Here is a 19,881-nt window from a genome sequence, read left to right as displayed (position 1 = left end):
GTCCCGCGCCCCCGGGACGCCAGGAAGCCGAGGATGCGGGAGAGGAGGCTCTCATGAGCGAACCGGCCGCGACCTCGGCCACCACCGGGACCGGGCACAGCCCCGCACCCACCGCGCCCGCCGGGCCCGCCGCGCCCACCGGGCTCCCCGCCGCGTCCGCGCGGCAGCCGGCCCCCCGGCCGGGCCGCCGGGCCGCGCCACCCCGGCGCAGCGGCCTCACCCCGGCCGCCTGGGTCTGCGCGGCCACCCTGCTCAGCGGATTCGGCTGGGTGCTGCTCGCCGTCACCCACCAGGACGCCGCCTGGGCCGTGCCGTTCTACCTCCACGACGGCGAGACCGTCCTGCTCGGCTTCGCGTTCGCGCTCTCCGGGCTGCTCATCCTCGCCCACCGCGCCGGACCCGGCGCCGACGGGCCGGCTCCCCTCCGGCCCTCCGACGGCAGCCCCGGCCAAGGCCCCGGCCCCGGCCCCGGCCCCGAGTCCGAGCCCGCCCCGGCCGGGGCACCGGTCGGCCGCAGCCTGGGCCGCTGCCTGCTGGCCGCCGGACTCGGCGGCTGCCTCTCCCGCTTCGCCCTCCTCGCGGGCGCCGCCGCCGACGCCGGACCGGCGGTGCAGGCCCTCGGCGCCGCGCTGCTGCTCGCCTCGGTCACCCTGTTCGTCTTCGTCTCCCTGGCCCTGCCGCTCTGGCTGCCCGAGGGACGGCTGCCCGGCGGGCCGGGCCGCGCGTTCGTCGTCGCCGTCGCCGTCTGGAGCGCACTGCACGCCTGCGCCGTGCGGCTCGGCACCCCGCTGCCCTACTTCGGCGACGTGCTCGTCCCGGACGGCCGCGGACTGCCGCTCGACGAATGGCACGCGACCCTGGTCGCCTGGGGCATCGTCGCCACCAGCCTGACCGTGGCCGCCGTCCGCTGGCGCCGCTCGGCGCGGCCGCACCGCGGCGTCACCGCCGTGCTGGTGCCCTATCTGGTCTGGCTGGTCACGACCAACATCGCGCTGCGGATCGGCAGTTCGGAGAGCGTCGCGGCGGTGGCCTACTTCGCCGGGTCGGCGCTGTGGATGCTCGGCGCGGTCGGCTACGCGTTCACCCGCGACCGCTCCCGCTACCTCGACCGGGCGACCCGCCGGATGCTCAGCGTCCTCGCGCTGATCGCCCTGCTGATCGCCGGTTACCTCGGCATCGCCCTGCTGCTGCGCCGTGCCCTGCCGACGGCCAGCAACACCGGCGCCCAGCTGCTGGCGGCCGGGGCGCTGGCCATCGGCGGACTGCTGGGGCCCACCACCCGCTGGGTCGTGCGGGCCGTCGACCGCTTCTACTACGGCGACCGGGCCCGCCCCTACCAGGTGGTCCGGGAGCTCGCCGAACGCCTGAGCCGCGCCGTCAGCCCGGCCGACGCCCCGCCGCTGCTCTGCGACACCGTGGTGGGCGCCCTCGGCCTGCCCGGCGCCCGGGTCGTCCTGCACACCCGCACCGGACCGCACGAACTGGCCTCCGTCGGCACCGTCGGCCCCGACAGCCAGGTGTTCCCGCTCAGCTACGAGGGCGCGGTGATCGGCGACCTCTACGCGCCGCCGCGGGCCGGGCAGCCGGAGCTGGACGCGCAGGACCACGAGGTGCTCCGCTTCCTCGCCGACCAGGCCGCGCCCGCGATCGCCTCGCTGCGCATGTACGAGGAGCTCCAGCGCGGGCGGCGGCAGATCGTGCTCGCCCGGGAGGAGGAGCGCCGCCGGCTGCGGCACGACCTGCACGACGGGCTCGGCCCCACCCTCTCGGGGCTGCGGCTGGGGGTCGACACCGCCAGGGCCGTCGTGCCGGAGGACTCCCCGGCGGCCCGCTCGCTGCGGGCGGTGTCGGCGGGGATCGGGCAGGCGATCGACGAACTGCGGCGGATCACCGAGGGGCTGGCGCCCGCCGCGCTGGCGGGGGAGGGGCTGGCGGTGGCGCTGCGGCGGCTGGTCGCGGAGCTGGACGGGCCGCGGGTCGGGATCGCGCTGGTGCTGGACCCGGACCCACCGCCGGCGCTGGCCGCCGCGGTGGAGGTGGCGGTGCTGCGGATCAGCGGCGAGGCGCTGCACAACGTCCTGCGCCATTCGGCGGCCGGGCAGGCCCGGCTGACGCTGCGGGTGCGGCCGGAGGCGGTGGTGGTCGAGGTCTGGGACGACGGCCGGGGCTTCCCCGGGGGCCGCCCGGAGCCGGTCGGCGCCGACGGGTCCCGTCGGGCCGGGTCGGGGCTGGGGCTGCGCTCGATGGCGGAGCGCGCCGAGGAGCTGGGCGGCCGCTTCAGCACCGGCAACCACGACGGCGGCGCCCTCGTCCGGGCGGAGCTTCCCCGCACCCCGGACCGCCCGGCCTCGGACGGCTGACGGCCCCCGCGGTCGCCCTTCTGACCGCCGCCTCTTGACGGGGCCGGAGGTTCCCTCAATCATCATGGTCGCGTCAACTTTGCGATGCGGCCGGCCCCACACCCCCTCAACACCCCAATGCCGCCCGCGGAGTGGCGCGCTTCCGTTCTGCCCCATCAGATATCGGAGCCTCCATTGACCGAGCGCGCCCCGAGGCGATCCCGCCTGCGCCGATCCGCCCTGTCCGCCGCCGCCGTCGTCACCCTCGCGGCCGCCCTGCTGACCCCGGCCGCGGCCGCGTCCCCCACGACGCCCGTCGCCGCCCCGTCGGCCGCGGCCGCCGCCCCCGACATTCCGGTGGCCAACGTCAAGGCCCACCTCGCCCAGCTCCAGTCGATAGCCACCGCCAACGGCGGCAACCGCGCCCACGGCCGGGCCGGCTACAAGGCCTCGATCGACTACGTGAAGGCCAAGCTGGACGCCGCCGGCTACACCACCGCGCTGAAGACCTTCAGCTACAACGGCTCGACCGGCTACAACCTGATCGCCGACTGGCCGGGCGGCGACACCTCGCACGTCGTGATGGCCGGCGCCCACCTGGACTCCGTCACCGGCGGGCCGGGCATCAACGACAACGGCTCCGGCTCCGCCGGCATCCTGGAGACCGCGCTCGCCGTCTCCCGGGCCGGGCTCACGCCCTCCAAGCACCTGCGGTTCGGCTGGTGGGGCGCCGAGGAGTACGGCATGATCGGCTCCAAGAACTACGTCAACAGCCTCTCCAGCGCCGACCGTTCGAAGATCGACACCTATCTGAACTTCGACATGATCGGCTCGCCCAACCCCGGCTACTTCACCTACCGCTACGACAGCGCGCTCGACGCCCTGTTCCGCGACTACTTCGCCGGTCTCGGCATCAGCACCGAGCAGGACTTCGAGGGCGACGGCCGGTCCGACCACGCCCCGTTCCAGGACGCGGGCATCCGGGTCGGCGGCCTGTTCAGCGGTGCCGACTACACCAAGACCAGCGCCCAGGCGGCCAAGTGGGGCGGAACGGCGGGCCAGCCCTTCGACCGCTGCTACCACTCCTCCTGCGACACCAGCGCCAACATCAACGACACCGCGCTGGACCGGATGAGCGACGCCGTCGCGTACGCGATCTGGACCCTCTCGGCCGGCGGCACCACCCCGCCCACCGGCACCGTCTTCGAGAACACCGCCGACGTGCAGATCCCGGACAACGGGGGGGCGGTCACCTCGGCCGTCACCGTCACCGGCCGTACCGGCAACGCGCCCGCCGCGCTCCAGGTCGGGGTGGACATCAAGCACAGCTACCGCGGCGACCTGGTCATCGACCTGGTCGCGCCCAACGGCACCTCCTACCGCCTGAAGGGCTCCAGCAGCGACTCCGCGCCCAATGTGCAGACCACCTACACCGTGAACGCGTCCGCGGTGGCCGCCAACGGCACCTGGAAGCTCAAGGTCCAGGACGTCGGGCCGCAGGACACCGGCTACATCGACAGCTGGAAGCTCACCTTCTGACGGTCCGCCGGTGACACGACTCCGGGGGTGCCGGTCCGCCGACCGGCACCCCCGGGTCCCCCACGGGCGGGGCGGCTACTGCGCCATCTCGTAGGCGCCCGAGAGCGCCTCGACCATGCCCCACACCTTCGCCGTCCGGGCGCCGTCCGCGACCGGGCGGCGGACGTGCGCCAGCGCCCACGCCGCCTGCGCCTCGGTGGTGGACGCCTTGCCGTGCAGCTCGGTGGCGTGCGCGGAGAAGTCCCGCACCAGCGCGTCGAAGACCTGGTCCAGCAGGTCCTGGTCCAGCCCGGTGAGCTCGGCCTGCTCCAGCACCAGCTGGCCGTAGACGATCAGCGCGAACAACTGGCCGATCTCCAGCAGGAAGTCCAGGTCGGCCTGCTGCTCCGCGCTCGGCGCGTGCTCCAGCAGCAGCGCGCAGAAGCCGTCGGCCTGCTCGCGGAACCGGGCGACGTTCGGCAGGTGCGCGTGCGCGTCGTAGGCGGTCCGCCAGTCGTGGAAGCGGATCGCGCCCAGGCCCCGGGCCGGGCCCTGCCGGAACAGGAAGCCGTCGTCGGCGGCGTCCCGGCGGGTCGGCACCGCGGGGTACTCGGCCGGGGCGAACAGGTAGTTGGCCATGAACTTGAGGATCAGCGCCAGGTTGACGTGGACGGTGCCCTCCAGCTTCGGCAGGCCCCGGATGTCCTTGGCGGCCTTGTCGAAGTAGGTGTCCGCCTCGAAGCCCTTGGCCGCGATGACGTCCCACATCAGGTCGATGACCTTCTCGCCCTCAGTGGTGACCTTCATCTTGGTCATCGGGTTGAAGAGCAGGTAGCGGCGGTCCTCGGGGGAGGCGGTCCGGAAGTAGTCCACCGAGCGGGCGGCGAACAGCTTCATGGCCACCAGTCGCGCGTAGGCGTCGGTCAGCTCGCGCCGCACGTGCGGGAAGTCGGTGACCTTCTTTCCGTAGAGCACCCGGTTGTGGGCGTGCGTCACGGCCTCGTACATCGCGTGCTCGCAGATGCCCACGGAGGCGGTGCAGAGGTTGAACTTGCCGACGTTGACGGTGTTCAGCGCGGCGTCGAAGGCGGCCTTGCCGGTGTGCAGCACGTCCTCGGCGCGGACCGGGTACTCCTCCAGCCGGAACTCGCTGACGTACATCTGGGCGTTCACGACGTTCTTGACCAGGTGGTACGCCTCGTGGCGGCTGTCGGCGGCGAAGAAGACGTAGCCCTCCGGCCCCTCGACGTCCGAGCGGCGGCCGAACACCGAGACCAGGCCGGCGACGTTGCCGTTGCCGATGTAGTACTTGGAGCCGGTGGCGGTGAAGCCGCCCTCGCCGTCCGGGGTGAGGATCATGTCGGTCGAGTAGATGTCGGCGCCGTGGCTGCGCTCGGAGAGCCCGAACGCCATCACGTGGCCCTCGGCCAGGAGCTTGGCGGCCCGCGCCCGGACGGCCTCGTTCTCGCTCTGCCAGACCGGGCCGAGGCCCAGGATGGTGACCTGCCAGGTGTACCAGTAGCCGAGGCCGTAGAAGCCGAGGATCTCGTTGAGCTCGGCGATCCGGGCGGTGTCCCAGCGCTTGTCCGGGTCGGCCGCGGACGGCGTCAGGAACTCGGCGAACAGGCCTTCCTTGGCGGCGAATTCGAGGAAGTCGGCGTACCAGCTGCGATCGATGTAGGTGTCGATCAGCGCCTTCTTGCCGCGCGACTCGAACCAGTCGACGGTCGCGCGCAGCAGCCGGCGGGTCGGCTCGTCGAACTGCGCGGGGTCGTAGGAACGCGGGTTGAAGAGCATCGCGGGCTCCCGGGGGTCGAGGGTGGAGAGCTGGGTGGAGGGTGGGACGAGGAGCACGGAGGGTCAGTCGGCGGGGCCGGCGGCCTCGGCGGCCAGCTCGCGCAGGGTGGCGAGGACGTCGTCCAGCCAGGCCAGCGTCATCCGCTCGTACTCGATGCCGCCGCGCAGCACCACGTGCTGGAGCCGCTGCCGGGCGTCGAGCGTGTCCGGTTCGGGGAAGTCGCGCCCCTCGCCGTGGAGGTAGTGGGCGAGCAGGGCGGCGTGGCCGTCCCGGTGCCGTTCGACCTCGGGGATCAGGGCGGCGGGGTCGTCGAAGGCCGCCGCGCGGATCCGCACGGCGAGCTCGTGGCGGACCGTCTCGGCCTCGACGGGCTCGCGCAGCCAGGCGGCGAGCGCGGTCCGGCCGGGCGCGGCCGCCGAGTACACCTTCTTGTCCGGCCGCCCGTCCTGCGGGACCTCCTCGACCGAGACCCAGCCGTCCGTCTCCATCCGCCGCAGCACCCGGTAGATCTGCTGGTGGGTGGCGGTCCAGAAGCGGCCGATGGACCGGTCGAAGCGCCGGGCCAGCTCGTAGCCGGAACCGGGTCGTTCCAGCAGCGAGACGAGGATCGCGTGCTCCAGTGCCATGAGCGGCATCCTGCTATGCAACGAGTTGCATACGCAATGGCCGCGGGCGGGGTTGAGACGGAGGTCACCCGGTCGGGCGGAGGGGGCGGACCGGCGGGCGGGCAGGGTAGCTTCCCCGGCGAAAAGGTGCAAAACGGTCCAACGGCGCCAGAATGGTACTGGGCTTGCGCCCCCATGTTCCGCACGTAGGAGGTGGTATCGGTGTCTACCCAGATCCCGATGGGCATGGAGCACCATCCGGACATCGTCGAACTCCGGGAGCACTACGAGCGGGTCACTCTGACCCCACGGGCCCAGGCCGTCGAGGCCCTGGCCGTCCTGGCCGGTCTGTTCCTGGCGGCCTCGCCATGGATCGTCGGCTTCACCGCCTTCAGCACGCTGACCGTCACCTGCCTGATCGTCGGCATCGCCTACTGCGTGCTGATGGCCGGCTACGGCTCGGCGTACGAGCGCACGCACGCACGGGCCTGGGCCGCGACCCTGCTCGGCGCGTGGACGTTCGTCTCCCCCTGGGTCGTCTCGGGTGAGGTGAACCGGGGCAAGAACATCGTGACCTGCATGATCGCAGGTGGCGTGATGTTCCTGCTGGGGCTCGCCGCCATCTCGATGGCCACCATGACGTCGAACGGAGCCGCGATGCGGCTCGGCCGGGCCGGCCGAGCCAAGGGCTGACGTCCGACGGAAGCCCGGAACCCGGGGCGCGGAACGGCGAGGCCGCCGTCCGCGCCCCGGGCGCGTGCCGCCCGGGGCCTGCCGTCCGGGGTGCCTGCCCGTCCGCTGGGCCTGCCGTCCGGGAGCGTGTGCCGACCGGGACGGCTCGCGCCGTCCCCCGGGGGTTACGGCCGGGTCATCCGCAGCACGTCCAGGGCCTCGTCCAGCTGCCCGACCGTGAGCCGTCCCTGCTCGACGTACCCGCGCTCCAGGACCACCTGGCGGATCGTCTTCCGCTCCGCCAGTGCCTGCTTGGCGACCTTCGCCGCCTCCTCGTAGCCGATGTAGCGGTTCAGCGGCGTGACCACCGAGGGCGAGGACTCCGCGTACTCCCGGGCCCGCTCGACGTTGGCGGTGATGCCGTCCACGGCCCGGTCGGCGAGCAGCCGCGCGCTGTTGGCGAGCAGCCGGACCGACTCCAGGACGTTGCGGGCGATCACCGGCAGCATCACGTTGAGCTCGAAGTTCCCGCTCGCCCCGGCCACCGTCACGGTGGCGTCGTTGCCGATCACCTGGGCGGAGACCATCAGCACCACCTCCGGCAGTACCGGGTTCACCTTGCCGGGCATGATCGAGGAGCCGGGCTGGAGGTCGGGGAGGTTGAGCTCGCCGAGGCCGGTGCGCGGGCCCGAGCCCATCCAGCGCAGATCGTTCGCGATCTTCGTGAAGCCGACCGCCACGGTGCGCAGCTGGCCGCTGAGTTCGACCAGGCCGTCCCGCGCGCCCTGCGCCTCGAAGTGGTCCCGGGCCTCGGTCAGCGGCAGGTCGGTGGCGCGCGCGACCTCCTCGATCACCGCCGCCGCGAAACCGGGCGGGGTGTTGATGCCGGTGCCCACCGCGGTGCCGCCGAGCGGCAGTTCGGCGACCCGGGGCAGGGTGGCCAGCAGCCGCTCCCGCCCGTGCCGGACCTGCGCCGCGTAACCGCCGAACTCCTGCCCCAGGGTGACCGGGGTGGCGTCCATCAGATGCGTCCGGCCCGCCTTGACCACGCCCGCGAACTCCGCCGCCTTGCGCTCCAGCGCCTCGGCCAGGTGCTCCAGGGCGGGGATCAGGTCGTGGCTGACGGCGGCGGTGGCGGCGATGTGGATCGAGGACGGGAACACGTCGTTGGACGACTGGCTGGCGTTGACGTGGTCGTTGGGGTGGACCGGCCGGCCGAGGCGCTCGCCGGCCAGGGTGGCGATCACCTCGTTGGCGTTCATGTTGGAGGAGGTGCCCGAGCCGGTCTGGAACACGTCGACCGGGAACTCCGCGTCCCACCGGCCCGCCGCGACCTCCTCGGCGGCGGACACGATCGCCCCGGCGGTCTCCTCGTCCAGGACGCCCAGCCTGGCGTTGACCCGCGCGGCGGCGGCCTTGATCCGCGCCAGCGCGGCGATGTGGGCCGGCTCCAGGCGCTGGCCGGACACCGGGAAGTTCTCCACCGCGCGCTGCGTCTGCGCCTGCCACTTCGCCGCGGCCGGCACCCGTACCTCGCCCATCGAGTCGTGCTCGATCCGGTACTGCTCGTCACCCATCGTGCGCTGCACCTCCTGAACGGTCCCGGTCGGACCGGGGGCCGGGGACCCCTGCGGATCCAGGGTCCCCGCTCCGGCCGGGTTCGGCTTTCCGCTGACCACAGCCGCGCGTCGGCCCGGGGTATTTCCGGCCGGTGCGCGGGTACGACATCGTGCCCGACCGCCCGACCGCCGTGACTGTCCGACCGCCGTGACTGCGCGGCTGCCCGACCGCCGCGACCGCCCGACGTCGCCGGCTAGCCCAGGACGGCGGTCACGATCTCGCCGGTCCCGGTGCCGGCCTTGACGACCTCGCCGCCGTCCGGGGCCCACACGCCCGAGCCGCCGGAGCTGGCGGCGAACTCGCCGCTCGGGCCGGCGGTGGTCGACAGCACCACCCAGACGCCGTTGTCCGCCGCCCGGGCCGGGTAGCGGGCCGCCTTGGTGGCCAGCGCCTCCGGGCCCGCGCCGTACAGGGTGGAGGCGACGTACACCTCGGCGCCGAGACCGGCCAGCAGCTCGGCGTGCGCGGGGTTCGCGGCGTCGGCGCAGATCGCCAGGCCCAGCCGCCGGCCGTCCAGTTCCAGCAGGGCGGGCCGTTCGGCGGCGACGAAGCGCTCGGGCTCGTTCCCCCAGAGGTTCATCTTGCGGCAGGCGATCGTGGCGCCCCCGCCGGTGACGGCGAGGGTGGCGATGAAGTCGCGGCCGTCGGGGTCGGTCACCGGCGCGCCGACCAGCGCGGTGGCACCGGTCTCGGCGCAGGCGGCGACCAGCGGCGCGAGGCGCTCGTCGGACGGGTCGACCGAGGGCGCGGCCAGGTCGTAGCCGGTGAGGGAGAGCTCGGGGAAGACCACCAGCCGGGCCGCGGCGGCCTCCCGGACGGCGGCGGCGTGGCGCTCGACGTTGACCGCGACCGTGTCGGGCCGACCCGGTTCGGCGCAGGCGGGCTGGGCGACGGCGACGGTCAGGGGCGCGGGCACGGGCGCGGACACGGTGGGGCCTCCGGAGCAGATCGGGGACGAGAATCACGATCAACCTATGAGCCCACCGGGAAATCCGGCAAGGTTCATACCTTCGAGTGAAGATCATGAGCCGGATCGGGGCACCCGCGCGACTGCTTCGTACGCTCACCCGGAATCGGGGGAGCGAGCGGACGAAAGTCCACCGGACACAGGGGCGGGCATGACGGCAGCACCGGACCACCAGCACCACCGGCACCACCACGGACAGGACCCGGCCGGAGGCGCCGCCACCGGCCCGGCGGCCGGGGAGCCGGAGGAGGGCGGCCTCAGCCGGCGCCGCCTCCTCGGCCTCTCCGCGGCGCTCGGCACCACCGGCTGGCTGGTCAGCGGCACCGTCGGACCGGACAGCGCCCGGGCCGCCGCCCCCGCACCGCCCGGACTGCCCGCCGGGACCGAAGTGTTCCAGCGCGTCTACCGGAACTGGTCCGGCGAGATCGGCACCGACCAGCTCTGGACCTGCGCCCCGCGCACGCCCGAAGAGGTCCCGGCGCTCGCCGACTGGGCCCGCGCCCACGGCTGGCGCCTGCGCGCCCAGGGCCACCGGCACACCTGGGCCCCGCTCACCGTCGCCGACGGGACCCCCGAGGCGGCCAGAGTGCTGCTGCTCGACACCACCCGCCACCTCACCGCCATCACCGCCGACTCGCCCACCACCGTCCGCGCCCGGACCGGCGCCACCATGGAGGCGTTGCTCGCCCACCTGGCCGACCGCGGCCTCGGCCTCACCGCCGTCCCCGCCCCCGGCGAACTCACCGTCGGCGGCGTGCTCGCGATCGGCGGCCACGGCACCGCCGTCCCCGCCGCCGGCGAAGCGCTGGCCGACGGCCACGGCTACGGCTCGGTCAGTAACCAGGTGACCAGCCTGACCGCGGTCGTCCTCGACCCGGCCACCGACCGCTACACCCTGCGGACCTTCGACCGGTCAGAGGCGGACAGCGCCGCCTTCCTGGTCCACCTCGGCCGGGCGTTCGTCACCGAGGTGGTGCTCCGGGCCGGCGCCGACCGCCCGCTGCGCTGCGTCAGCCGGCTGGACGTCCCGGCCACCGAGCTCTTCGCCCGCCCCGGCACCACGACCGGCCTCGGCGGCCTCTCCCGCCCGCGCACCTTCGCCGACTTCGTCGACCGCGACGGCCGGGCCGAGGCGATCTGGTTCGCCTACACCGACCGGCCGTGGCTGAAGACCTGGAGCATCGCCCCGGACCGCCCGCTCGGCTCCCGCGCCGTCGACGAGCCCTACAACTACCCGTTCTCGGACTCGATCCCGGAACCGGTCGCCCGGCTGGCCGGCGACCTTCTCGCCGGAGCCTGGGGAACCGCGCCGCTGTTCGGCCGGCTCCAGTACCTGATCGCCAAGATCGGACTCACCGGCGACCTCACCGACGTCCTGCTCTCCGGCGGGCTGATCCGCGACCTGCTCACCGGCGAGGTGCTCACCCACCTGCTGGCCGGCGGCCTGCACTCCGACCTCTGGGGCCCCTCCCGCACCCTGCTCCAGTACGTCCGCCCGACCACCCTGCGGGTCACCGCGAACGGCTACGCGATCCTCGCCCGGCGCGCCGACCTCCAGTGGGTGGTGGCCGAATTCGCCGACCAGTACCGGCGGCTGCTCGACGACTACCGGTCCCGCGGCGAGTTCCCGGTGAACGGCGCGGTGGAGATCCGGGTGACCGGTACGGACGACCCGGCCTGGTCCGGGGTGCCCGGCGCCCGGCCGCCGCTGCTCTCCGCGCTGCGCCCGCGCCCCGACCGGCCCGAGTGGGACACCGCGGTCTGGCTCGACGTGCTCGCCTTCCCCGGCACGCCCGGGCTGCACCGCTTCGCCCGGGACCTCGAACAGGCCCTGCTGCGCTCCTTCGACGGCACCCGGGCCGGTCTGCGCGTCGAGTGGTCCAAGGGCTGGGCCTACACCGAGGACGCCGCCTGGGCCGACGCGGACATGCTGGACCGGATCGTCCCGGCGAGCCACCGCGCCGGCGGCGGGGCCGGCTGGGACGAGGCGGTCACCGTCCTGGACCGCCACGACCCGCACCGGGTGTTCGGCAACCCTTTCCTGGACCGGCTGCTGAAGCTCTGACACCCGCCGGCCCGCCGGGGCGCCCCGCTCAGACGTGCTCCATCACGATCACCGCGAGGGTGCCCGGCGCCAGCGCCCGGAACACGTGCGGGGCGTCGCCCGGGTAGCTCACGTAGTCGCCCGGGCCGAGCTCGACGGGTGCCTCGGCCGGCCCGACCAGCGCCCGCCCGGTGCCCAGCAGCACATGCTCGACCGTGCCGGGCATGTGCGGGTCGGATGCCCGGGTCTCGCCCGGCCCGGCCTCGATCCGGTAGATGTCGCGCCGGGCGTGGGGCGGGCAGGAGGCCAGCAGGGTCGCGGCGTAGTCGGCTCGCTCGGAGTGGGTGACCGGACCCTCGCCGGCCCGCACCACCCGGACCACCGGGCGGGGCGGGTCGACCAGCCGGCTGAACGGCACGTCCAGCGCGACGCCGAGCGCCCACAGCGTCTCGACGCTCGGATTGCCGACGCCCGACTCCAGCTGGGAGAGCGTCGACTTGGCGATCCCGGCCCGGCGGGCCAGTTCGGCCATCGAGAGTCCGGCGCGTTCGCGCTCGCGCCGGATCGACGCCGAGATCAGCCCGATCAGCTCGGTCCCGGATACGCCGGGGGTGGATCCGGATCCGGATCCGCTGCTGCTTCCACTCATCAGCGTTCGCTCCACAGGTCCATGCGTTCGCCTTGACGAACGACACCCTTTGGGTTCACTCTACTGGACATGCGTTCGCTCCTCCGAACCCTCGAACGTGCCACGCTCCGCGACATCGCCCTGGTGTGCCTCGCGGACGCCCTGGTCGGCGCCTCGTTCGGGGCGATCTCCGTCTCCGGCGGCCTCCCGCTCTGGGTCCCGGTCGCCATGTCCGTCCTCGTCTTCGCCGGGGGCTCCCAGTTCGCCGCCGTCGGCATCGCGCTCTCCGGCGGCGGCGCGCTCGCCGCCGTGGTCACCGGTCTCGTCCTCAACGCCCGGCTGCTGCCCTTCGGCTTCACCGTCGCGGACACCCTCGACGGCCCGGTGTGGCGGCGGCTGCTCGGCGCGCAGCTGCTCACCGACGAGTCGGTCGCCTTCACCCTGCTCCAGGCCGACCCGCGACGGCGCCGGGCCGCGTACTGGGTGTGCGGCCTCGCCCTCTTCGTGATCTGGAACGCCTCCGTCCTGGTCGGCGCGCTGGCCGGCGGACTCATCGGCGACACCGACGCGCTCGGACTGGACGCGGCCTTCCCCGCCGTCCTGCTCGCGCTCGTACTGCCCTCGCTCACCGACCGCCGCACCCGCGCCGCCGCCCTGACCGGCGCCGCCGTCGCCGTGGCCGCCACCCCGTTCGTCCCGGCAGGCCTGCCGGTGCTGCTCGCCCTGGCCGGGCTGCTGTTCGCGGGCCGCCCCGACGGCGCCGGCGACACCGCTGGCGACACCGCTGGCGACACCGATGCCGCCGATGCCGAGGGTGAGCCCCGCCCGCTCGCCGAGGAGGTCCACTGATGTCCCTGCTCGCCATCCTCCTGCTGGCCGCCGGCACCTACGCGTTCCGGCTGGCCGGCCCCCTGCTCGGCGGCCGCCTCACCGTCTCGGACCGGCTGCGCCACCTGCTCGCCGTGGCCGCCGCCGTCCTGCTGGTCGCCCTGACCGCGACCGGCGCACTCACCGCGGGCAACGACTTCGCGGGCTGGGCCCGGCCGGCCGGCGTCCTGGTCGCCGGTGTCCTCGCGCTGCGGCGCGCGCCCTTCCCGCTCGTCGTGGTGGCGGCCGCCGGGACCACGGCGCTGCTGCGGCTGTGCGGGGTCGCCTGAGGCCCCGCGGGGGACGCGGGCGTCAGCCCGCCTCCGCCTCCCGGGCCTCGGCCGCCGCGAGCCGCTCCTGCTGCACTTCGGGGTGCTTGCTGTCCCACAGCAGCTCCCACACCTTGAACACGCAGTGGTAGTCCCGCATGCTCCCCTGAAGGATCAGCAGGTAGCTGTCGCCGTCCCGCAGCAGCCTGCGCCGCCGGGCGTTGAACGGGTGCTGCGGGGCGTAGGCGGGGACGAGCCGCCGCAGTTCGGCGACGGCGTCCTCCCGGGTGCCGGTCACCTCGGCGAGCACCTTGCTGCCCCAGATCCGGTGTTCCCCGATGCCCTCGGTCTCCTCGACCACCACGGCCCAACGTCCCACGGTCCACCCCTCTGTCACTCGTCCGTGTGCGAAAGCGGTCATGGTAGCGACGCGACCGTTCACCGCCCAGGGGCGCCGGCGGCCCCCGGCAGCGCCTTGAAGTAGATGCTCGTCGCGTGCGGCGCCCCCGCCGGGTCGGTCGCGAAGTCCGGCACCGTGCCGACCCGGGTCCAGCCCGCCGCCGCGTACAGCCGTTCGGCGGGGCTGTCCGTCTCGGTGTCGAGCACCAGGGTCCGGATCCCGCGCCGGACGGCCTCCTCCTCCAGCGCCGCCAGCAGCCGCCCGGCCAGACCGTGGCCCCGGTCCGCCCGGTGGACCATCAACTTGGCCACCTCCGCCCGGTGCCGGCCGTTGGCGGTCGACGCCGGGCGCAGCTGCACCGTGCCCGCGATCCGCCGCCCCGACCCGGACCCGGAACCGGTACCCGCCTCCGGGTGCGCGACCCAGAGCAGCAGCCGCCCCGCCCCGACGTCCGGGGCCAGCGCCCGCCACCAGTCGGCCGCCGTGCCGGGGTCGAGCGGAGCGAGGAAGCCGACGGAGGCGCCGCCGTCGACGGTGTCCGCCAGCAGCCCGCCCAGCCGCTCGGCGGCGCCGAGCAGTTCCTCCGCCGTCACCGGCCGGACTGTGTACATGCTCACTCCCTCGTTCCCGACGGTCCCGGGAGGCGGCCGGTGCGCAATACTCGCCGGTACCCAACGCCGCCACCGGTCCCGACGCCCCGACCGGTCCGCGCCGCCGAGACTACAAGGAGCTTCAATGGCGAAGCCGACCAGGATCGACCCCGCCGACCTGCTCGCCGTCGGTGACCTGCTCACCGACGAGGAGCGGCTCGTCCGCGACACCGTGCGGAAGTTCACCGAGGACCGGATCCGCCCGCACATCGGCGACTGGTTCGAGCGCGGGGTCTTCCCCGCCCGCGAACTCGCCCCCGAACTCGGCGCCCTCGGCGTGCTCGGCATGCACCTCGACGGCTACGGCTGCGCGGGCTCGACCGCCGTCGCCTACGGGGTCGCCTGCATGGAACTGGAGGCCGCCGACTCGGGACTGCGCAGCTTCGTCTCCGTCCAGGGCTCGCTCGCGATGCGCTCCATCCACGCGTTCGGATCGGAGGAGCAGAAGCAGCGCTGGCTGCCCGGCCTCGCCGCCGGCGAACTGATCGGCTGCTTCGCCCTCACCGAACCGGACTTCGGCTCCGACCCCGCCAACATGCGCACCCGCGCCCGCCGCAAGGGCGCCGGCGAGGGCGCGGACTGGGTGCTCTCCGGCTCCAAGATGTGGATCACCAACGGCTCGCTGTCCGACGTCGCGGTGGTCTGGGCGCAGACCGATGACGGCGTCCGGGGCTTCCTGGTCGAACCCGGCATGCCCGGCTTCACCGTCACCGACGTGCACGGCAAGCTGTCCCTGCGCGCCTCGGTGACCAGCGAACTCGCCTTCGACGAGGTGGTGCTGCCGGCCGACGCCGTGCTGCCCGGCGTCACCGGACTGCGCGGACCGCTGTCCTCCCTCAACGAGGCCCGCTACGGCATCCTCTGGGGCACCGTCGGCGCAGCCCGCGACTGCTACACCGCCGCCCTCGACTACGCGAAGAGCCGGGTCCAGTTCGGCCGCCCGATCGCCGGCTTCCAGCTCACCCAGCAGAAGCTGGTCGAGATGATGCTGGAGGTCGAGAAGGCGTACCTGGTCGCCCTGCGGATCGGCCGGCTCAAGGACGAGGGCGCGGCGCGCCCGGCGCACGTCAGCTTCGGCAAGCTCAACAACGTCCGGGCCGCGCTGGAGATCGCCCGCAGCGCCCGCACCGTGCTCGGCGCCAACGGCATCACCACCGAGTACCCGGTGCTGCGGCACGCCAACAACCTGGAGTCGGTGCTCACCTACGAGGGCACCGGAGAGATCCACACCCTGGTCCTCGGTGAGGCGATCACCGGCGAGTCCGCGTACCACTGACCCGGCGGACGGTGCGCCCGGTGCGCCGGGCGGACCCGGCACGTCCGAAAACCGGTACCCGTCCGGGCCGTTCATGGCTATTTTCGTGCCCATGAACGGCCCGACGAACCGACCCCCGAGCACCGCGACCACCGTTGCCGTCCCGACCGCCTCCGCCGTGCAGCACGCCGTGCCGACCACCACGCTCTGGCGTCCCACCGGCCCGAAGGAGCTGGCCCTGGTCGCGGCCGCCGACTGGCGGGCCTGGCCGCCGCGCCTGCCGGACCAGCCGATCTTCTACCCGGTGCTGAACGAGGACTACGCGATCCGGATCGCGCGGGACTGGAACGTGCCCGCCTCCGGGAGCGGTTACGTCACCCGCTTCGAGGTGGAGACCGAGTTCCTGAGCCGCTACCCCGTCCGCCGGGCGGGCGGCCGCACCATCCTGGAGCTCTGGGTGCCGGCCGAGGAGCTGGCGGAGTTCAACCGGCACATCGTCGGCCGCATCGAGGTCGTGCACGAGTTCCGCCCGCAGGGCTGACCCCCGGCCGGGGCCGGCCGACGCGGAACGGCGCCGTCCGGACACGGTCAGGACATCCGGCGTTGGCCGGGAGGCAACCCCGCGGTTCGGCGGGCGGTGGAGCATGATCCGGTCGCCGCCGCCCGCCCCGGTGCGGGCACGGTCGGCACCCGCACCGCGAAAGGAACCGCCCCGCTCATGTCCACACCGCCGCTGCCGCGCCCCCGGGTCCTCGTCGTCGGGATCGACGGCGTCCGGTACGACCTGCTGGACCAGGTCCCGATGCCGAGGCTCGCGGAGGTCGCCGAGGCCGGCTTCCTGGCGCCCGTGACGGTGGCGGACTCCACCCCCACCATGTCCGGACCGTGCTGGGCCACCATCGTGACCGGTGTGGAGCCCGCCAAGCACGGCGTCTGGGGCAACCACCTCGGCGGCAACCGGCTCGACGTCTTCCCCGACTTCACCACCCGGCTGGCCCGCGGCGACCGGCGCCGCACCTTCGTCGCGGCCGGCTGGGACCCGCTGGTGATCGGCGAGTCCGGCGGACCGCTGTTCCGCGCGCCCGGCCGCCTCTGCTACGTCGCCCCCGCCGAGGACACCCCCGAGGCGTGGGAGGCCGTCGACGAGGAGGTCACCCGGGAGGCCGTGGACGTGCTGCGCCACGCCGACCCGGAAGCCTCCTTCGTCTACCTCGGCGCCGTCGACGAGACCGCCCACTTCCTCGGCTGCGGCGAGGAGTACCGCGCCTCGATGCGCGCCGCCGACGAGCGTCTCGGCCGGCTCCTGGACGCGGTCCGCGCCCGGCCCGGCCGCGCCGAGGAGGCCTGGACGGTCATCGTCGTCACCGACCACGGCCACGTCGACGGCGGCGGCCACGGCGGGCGGACCGTCGAGGAGCGCACCGCCTGGGTGGCCTGCGCCGGACCGGGCATCCCCGCCGCCCCGCCCACCGGGGAGATCCGCCACCCCGATGTCGCGGCCCAGGTCTACGCCGCCCTCGGCCGGCCGATCGACCCGCACTGGACCCTGGACGGCCGGCCCTTCCCGGTCGCCGTGCCGGCGACCGCGGCGGCCTGACACCGGTCGCCGACTGGCCCCCACCGACCGGCCCCCACCGACCGGCCCGTCACCGCCCGACCCGTCACCGGAACGCCGGACCGCCCGGCCCGGGCCGGGCCGTCCGGCGACCGGGTGAGCGACACGCCGTCGGGGCACCCGGGCGGCCCCGACCGGGCTGCGCGCCGACCGGTCCCGGGCCAGGCTCGTCCGGGGTGAACCCCGAGACCGGTCGGCCCCGTGTACCTCTCAAGGTGGAGGTCGTACCCCCCAAGGACGGCGGTGGATCAAGACCTCCTGGTGACGCCCCGGCACCCCGGTGCCCACCAGGATGGAAGACAACGGGGAGCCGGTCCCCAGCCCCGACGGGGTGCACGGGACCGGACGCTGAGCAGCAGGGCGCAGGAGAGGACACACCGGCATGAACGGCATCGCGGGCAAGATCGCAATCGGCGTGGTCGGCACGGGCATGGCCGCCGCCGTCGCCACCGTGGCGGTCGGGCCGAGGGTCGCCGAGTGGTACGACGGCCGGCACCAGGAGCAGGCCAGCTACGCCAGCGGCAGCGAGGCCAAGGCCGACCGCCGCTCGATGCCGACCTGGCTGCCCGACAACGCCTCCTCGGTCCGCTACCTGATGTCCACCACCGGCGACGACCGGCTGCTGCGCGCCACCGTCCCCGAGGGCCGGCTGCCCGCCGGCTGCACGACCACCGAGCCCACCAAGGGCAACCACCTGGCGCCGGTCACGCTCAAGGCGGGCTGGTTCCCGGCGGGGATCACCTCGAAGGTCACCGGCTCCTGCGGCCACTACAAGGTCACCCTGACCGGCAACCAGCTCTACGCCTGGCAGGACGGCGCCGCGGTGCAGGCCGCCCTGCGCGCCGAGAAGCCCGCGCGCTGACGTCCCCGGCCCCGGGGCCGCCCGCGCCCGGCCGCTCCGGGCGTCGCCGGGTGCTTGCCGGTGCTCGTGGGTGCTCGCGGACGCTTGCGGGCCGTCGGGGCGGCCGGTCCACCCGGCGGTGAAATGGTCCGGGCGGCCGCCCCGGCTGTCGGTGGCCCGGGGCACTGGGGTAGGACGGAGCGAGCACGATCGCCGTGCTCGTTCCGAGAGGAGCCCCATGCCTGGTCCGACCGCCGGCTCTGCCGGTGACACGTCGACCGCCCCCGCCGTCCCCGCCACTCCCGGCGATGCCACTTCCGGCGAAGCCGCTGCCGCCGATGCACCCGCCGTCGACGCATCTGCCGCCGCCGGTGCGAGCGGCCGTGCCGCCATCGTCGTCCTCGGCGGTCTGGTCGCTCTCGGCCCCCTCACCACCGACCTCTACCTGCCCGGTCTGCCCGCGATCGCCGAGGACCTCGTGGCCGAACCGGCCGCCGTCCAGCTCACCCTCACCTTCTCGATGTTCGGTGTGGCGGCCGGGCAGCTGATCTTCGGTCCGCTCAGTGACCGCTTCGGGCGCCGTCCGCCCCTGCTCGTCGGACTCGTCGTCTACACCCTCGCCAGCGTCGTCTGCGTGATCGCCCCCGACCTGACCGTGCTGATCGCGGCACGCTTCGTCCAGGGCGCCGCGGGCGCCGCCGGACTGGTCATCGGCCGGGCCGTCGCCCGCGACCGCTTCGAGGGCGTCGCGATGATCCGCTTCCTCGCCTCGATCACCCTGATATCCGGCCTGGCCCCGATCCTGGCGCCGCTCTTCGGCGCCCAGATGCTGCGCTTCACCTCCTGGCGCGGCACCTTCGGCGCCCTGGCCGCCCTCGGCCTCCTCCTCACCCTGGTGGCCTTCGCCGCCCTGCGCGAGACCCTCCCGGCCTCCGCCCGGCGCGGCGGCGGCCTGAGCAGCACCCTGCGCACCATGGGCGGGTTGCTGCGCAACCTGCCGTTCCTGGGGCTGCTGCTGACCAGCACCTTCGCCTTCGGCGCGCTGTTCGGCTACATCAGCGGCTCCTCGGTGGTGCTCCAGCACGTCTACCACGTGTCGCCGCAGACCTACAGCCTGCTGTTCGGGCTCAACTCGGTGGCGATCGTCGGTGCCACCCAGCTCAACGGGCGGGTCCTCGCGCCCCGGTTCACCGCGGGGGCGCTGATGCGCACGGGCCTCGCGGTGATGATCGCCGCCGGGGTGTCCCTGGTCCTGGTCACGGCGGTCTGGGACCTCGGGCTGGTCGCGGTGTGCGCCTCGCTGTTCGTGATGATGGCCAGCCTCGGCATGGTCCTGCCGAACTCGGCCGCCCGCGCGCTGAGTCTGGTCGCCCCGCAGTCCGCCGGTTCCGCCTCCGCGCTCCTCGGCACCGGCACCTTCCTCTGCGGCGCCGTGGTCGCCCCGCTCAGCAGCCTGGGCGGCAGCCCGTCGGCGGTGCTGCTCGCGGTCGTCGTGCTCAGCTGCGCGGTGCTCTCCGCCGCGTCCTACCTGCTGCTCCTGCGGCCCGCGCGGACCGCTCCGGCCGAGGCGGCGGAGCCGGCCGCCGCGTAGCCGGGTCCGGCGCCTCCCGGCTGCCTCCGCCCGGTGGTTCGCGGCTCCCGCCGGCGCTTCCCGGCCCCGGAAGCCGCCGGACGCAGTCCGCCGGGGGGGGGCCCCCCCGGGGGGGGGGGCCCCCCGGCGGGGGGGGGGCCCCGGGGGGGGCGCGCGGGGACCCGCGGGACCGGCAGCGCCGCAGGGCGGCCCGGCGGCACTG

At 74.5% G+C, this 19,881-nt stretch carries 18 protein-coding genes; 11 read left to right on the top strand and 7 right to left on the bottom strand.

Going from position 1 to position 19,881, the window contains the following annotated elements:
- Window positions 1-53: 53 nt before the first annotated feature.
- Together ACIPYS_RS33010 and ACIPYS_RS33005 are read left to right on the top strand one after the other, a co-directional pair.
- Window positions 54-2,360 (top strand): sensor histidine kinase, encoded by a 2,307-nt coding sequence (locus ACIPYS_RS33010; protein WP_400753153.1) that lies wholly within the window; start codon window positions 54-56, stop codon window positions 2,358-2,360.
- A gap of 174 nt (window positions 2,361-2,534) precedes the next feature.
- Window positions 2,535-3,878, top strand: coding sequence for a M28 family metallopeptidase (locus tag ACIPYS_RS33005; RefSeq protein ID WP_400753150.1), 1,344 nt, complete (start codon window positions 2,535-2,537; stop codon window positions 3,876-3,878).
- 75 nt (window positions 3,879-3,953) lie between these two features.
- On the opposite strand, the gene ACIPYS_RS33000 is transcribed toward ACIPYS_RS33005, so the two are convergent.
- Window positions 3,954-5,654 (bottom strand): acyl-CoA dehydrogenase family protein, encoded by a 1,701-nt coding sequence (locus ACIPYS_RS33000; protein ID WP_400753279.1) that lies wholly within the window; start codon window positions 5,652-5,654, stop codon window positions 3,954-3,956.
- A 63-nt stretch (window positions 5,655-5,717) separates the two neighbouring features.
- Complete coding sequence (locus ACIPYS_RS32995) at window positions 5,718-6,281, bottom strand: PadR family transcriptional regulator (protein ID WP_400753147.1); 564 nt, start codon at window positions 6,279-6,281, stop codon at window positions 5,718-5,720.
- A gap of 201 nt (window positions 6,282-6,482) precedes the next feature.
- Between ACIPYS_RS32995 and ACIPYS_RS32990 the strand changes: the two genes are divergently transcribed.
- Complete coding sequence (locus ACIPYS_RS32990; protein ID WP_037778888.1) at window positions 6,483-6,953, top strand: SPW repeat protein; 471 nt, start codon at window positions 6,483-6,485, stop codon at window positions 6,951-6,953.
- 164 nt (window positions 6,954-7,117) lie between these two features.
- Here the strand turns inward: ACIPYS_RS32990 and ACIPYS_RS32985 are convergent, their stop codons facing one another.
- Together ACIPYS_RS32985 and ACIPYS_RS32980 are read right to left on the bottom strand one after the other, a co-directional pair.
- Window positions 7,118-8,509 (bottom strand): class II fumarate hydratase, encoded by a 1,392-nt coding sequence (locus tag ACIPYS_RS32985; protein ID WP_400753276.1) that lies wholly within the window; start codon window positions 8,507-8,509, stop codon window positions 7,118-7,120.
- Between the two features lie 236 nt (window positions 8,510-8,745).
- Window positions 8,746-9,480, bottom strand: a complete 735-nt coding sequence (locus tag ACIPYS_RS32980) for a carbon-nitrogen hydrolase family protein (RefSeq protein ID WP_400753143.1) — start codon at window positions 9,478-9,480, stop codon at window positions 8,746-8,748.
- A gap of 190 nt (window positions 9,481-9,670) precedes the next feature.
- On the opposite strand from ACIPYS_RS32980, the gene ACIPYS_RS32975 reads away from it, so the two are divergent.
- A complete protein-coding gene (locus tag ACIPYS_RS32975) occupies window positions 9,671-11,584 on the top strand; it encodes a cholesterol oxidase substrate-binding domain-containing protein (RefSeq protein ID WP_400753140.1) in 1,914 nt (637 codons plus the stop codon).
- A gap of 28 nt (window positions 11,585-11,612) precedes the next feature.
- Here the strand turns inward: ACIPYS_RS32975 and ACIPYS_RS32970 are convergent, their stop codons facing one another.
- Window positions 11,613-12,212, bottom strand: a complete 600-nt coding sequence (locus tag ACIPYS_RS32970; RefSeq protein WP_400753137.1) for a helix-turn-helix domain-containing protein — start codon at window positions 12,210-12,212, stop codon at window positions 11,613-11,615.
- A gap of 69 nt (window positions 12,213-12,281) precedes the next feature.
- Here ACIPYS_RS32970 and ACIPYS_RS32965 point away from each other — a divergent pair, with 69 nt between their 5' ends.
- Window positions 12,282-13,040: an AzlC family ABC transporter permease gene (locus ACIPYS_RS32965; protein WP_400753134.1), complete on the top strand. Its 759-nt coding sequence runs from the start codon at window positions 12,282-12,284 to the stop codon at window positions 13,038-13,040.
- Window positions 13,040-13,348 (top strand): AzlD domain-containing protein, encoded by a 309-nt coding sequence (locus ACIPYS_RS32960; RefSeq protein ID WP_360018722.1) that lies wholly within the window; start codon window positions 13,040-13,042, stop codon window positions 13,346-13,348. The genes ACIPYS_RS32965 and ACIPYS_RS32960 overlap by 1 nt, the downstream gene beginning before the upstream one ends.
- Before the next feature lie 22 nt (window positions 13,349-13,370).
- Here ACIPYS_RS32960 and ACIPYS_RS32955 read toward each other — a convergent pair whose 3' ends face one another.
- The gene (locus tag ACIPYS_RS32955) at window positions 13,371-13,706 is read right to left on the bottom strand and encodes a hypothetical protein (RefSeq protein WP_159424835.1); all 336 of its coding nucleotides are present in this window, start codon (window positions 13,704-13,706) and stop codon (window positions 13,371-13,373) included.
- A 59-nt stretch (window positions 13,707-13,765) separates the two neighbouring features.
- Window positions 13,766-14,338: a GNAT family N-acetyltransferase gene (locus ACIPYS_RS32950; protein WP_400753129.1), complete on the bottom strand. Its 573-nt coding sequence runs from the start codon at window positions 14,336-14,338 to the stop codon at window positions 13,766-13,768.
- A gap of 124 nt (window positions 14,339-14,462) precedes the next feature.
- Between ACIPYS_RS32950 and ACIPYS_RS32945 the strand changes: the two genes are divergently transcribed.
- From ACIPYS_RS32945 to ACIPYS_RS32925, 5 genes are all read left to right on the top strand, one after another.
- A complete protein-coding gene (locus ACIPYS_RS32945; protein WP_093859684.1) occupies window positions 14,463-15,653 on the top strand; it encodes an acyl-CoA dehydrogenase family protein in 1,191 nt (396 codons plus the stop codon).
- Window positions 15,654-15,822: 169 nt separating this feature from the next.
- Window positions 15,823-16,173 carry a hypothetical protein gene (locus ACIPYS_RS32940; protein WP_400753273.1) on the top strand — a complete coding sequence of 117 codons (351 nt, stop codon included), beginning with the start codon at window positions 15,823-15,825 and terminating at the stop codon, window positions 16,171-16,173.
- Window positions 16,174-16,350: 177 nt separating this feature from the next.
- On the top strand, window positions 16,351-17,229 hold the full coding sequence (locus ACIPYS_RS32935) for an alkaline phosphatase family protein (RefSeq protein ID WP_173862026.1): 879 nt from the start codon (window positions 16,351-16,353) through the stop codon (window positions 17,227-17,229).
- Between the two features lie 400 nt (window positions 17,230-17,629).
- The gene (locus ACIPYS_RS32930; RefSeq protein ID WP_093859683.1) at window positions 17,630-18,109 is read left to right on the top strand and encodes a hypothetical protein; all 480 of its coding nucleotides are present in this window, start codon (window positions 17,630-17,632) and stop codon (window positions 18,107-18,109) included.
- Between the two features lie 217 nt (window positions 18,110-18,326).
- Window positions 18,327-19,679, top strand: coding sequence for a multidrug effflux MFS transporter (locus tag ACIPYS_RS32925; RefSeq protein WP_093859682.1), 1,353 nt, complete (start codon window positions 18,327-18,329; stop codon window positions 19,677-19,679).
- Window positions 19,680-19,881: the final 202 nt, after the last annotated feature.

Origin of the sequence: Kitasatospora sp. NPDC089913, from assembly GCF_044748625.1 — a bacterium.
Taxonomy (GTDB): Bacteria; Actinomycetota; Actinomycetes; order Streptomycetales; family Streptomycetaceae; genus Kitasatospora.
Note: the sequence above shows the minus strand (reverse complement) of the source record. Positions and strands in the feature narration are given on the sequence as shown.

Excerpts from the sequence above, each read along its gene's own strand:
- ACIPYS_RS32935 (WP_173862026.1), top strand. The coding sequence starts at position 16,351 with ATGTCCACACCGCCGCTGCCGCGCCCCCGGGTCCTCGTCGTCGGGATC.
- ACIPYS_RS33000 (WP_400753279.1), bottom strand. The coding sequence starts at position 5,654 with ATGCTCTTCAACCCGCGTTCCTACGACCCCGCGCAGTTCGACGAGCCG.
- ACIPYS_RS33010 (WP_400753153.1), top strand. The coding sequence starts at position 54 with ATGAGCGAACCGGCCGCGACCTCGGCCACCACCGGGACCGGGCACAGC.
- ACIPYS_RS32970 (WP_400753137.1), bottom strand. The coding sequence starts at position 12,212 with ATGAGTGGAAGCAGCAGCGGATCCGGATCCGGATCCACCCCCGGCGTA.
- ACIPYS_RS32945 (WP_093859684.1), top strand. The coding sequence starts at position 14,463 with ATGGCGAAGCCGACCAGGATCGACCCCGCCGACCTGCTCGCCGTCGGT.
- ACIPYS_RS32950 (WP_400753129.1), bottom strand. The coding sequence starts at position 14,338 with ATGTACACAGTCCGGCCGGTGACGGCGGAGGAACTGCTCGGCGCCGCC.
- ACIPYS_RS32995 (WP_400753147.1), bottom strand. The coding sequence starts at position 6,281 with ATGGCACTGGAGCACGCGATCCTCGTCTCGCTGCTGGAACGACCCGGT.
- ACIPYS_RS32975 (WP_400753140.1), top strand. The coding sequence starts at position 9,671 with ATGACGGCAGCACCGGACCACCAGCACCACCGGCACCACCACGGACAG.
- ACIPYS_RS32930 (WP_093859683.1), top strand. The coding sequence starts at position 17,630 with ATGAACGGCATCGCGGGCAAGATCGCAATCGGCGTGGTCGGCACGGGC.
- ACIPYS_RS32925 (WP_093859682.1), top strand. The coding sequence starts at position 18,327 with ATGCCTGGTCCGACCGCCGGCTCTGCCGGTGACACGTCGACCGCCCCC.
- ACIPYS_RS32960 (WP_360018722.1), top strand. The coding sequence starts at position 13,040 with ATGTCCCTGCTCGCCATCCTCCTGCTGGCCGCCGGCACCTACGCGTTC.
- ACIPYS_RS32985 (WP_400753276.1), bottom strand. The coding sequence starts at position 8,509 with ATGGGTGACGAGCAGTACCGGATCGAGCACGACTCGATGGGCGAGGTA.
- ACIPYS_RS32965 (WP_400753134.1), top strand. The coding sequence starts at position 12,282 with ATGCGTTCGCTCCTCCGAACCCTCGAACGTGCCACGCTCCGCGACATC.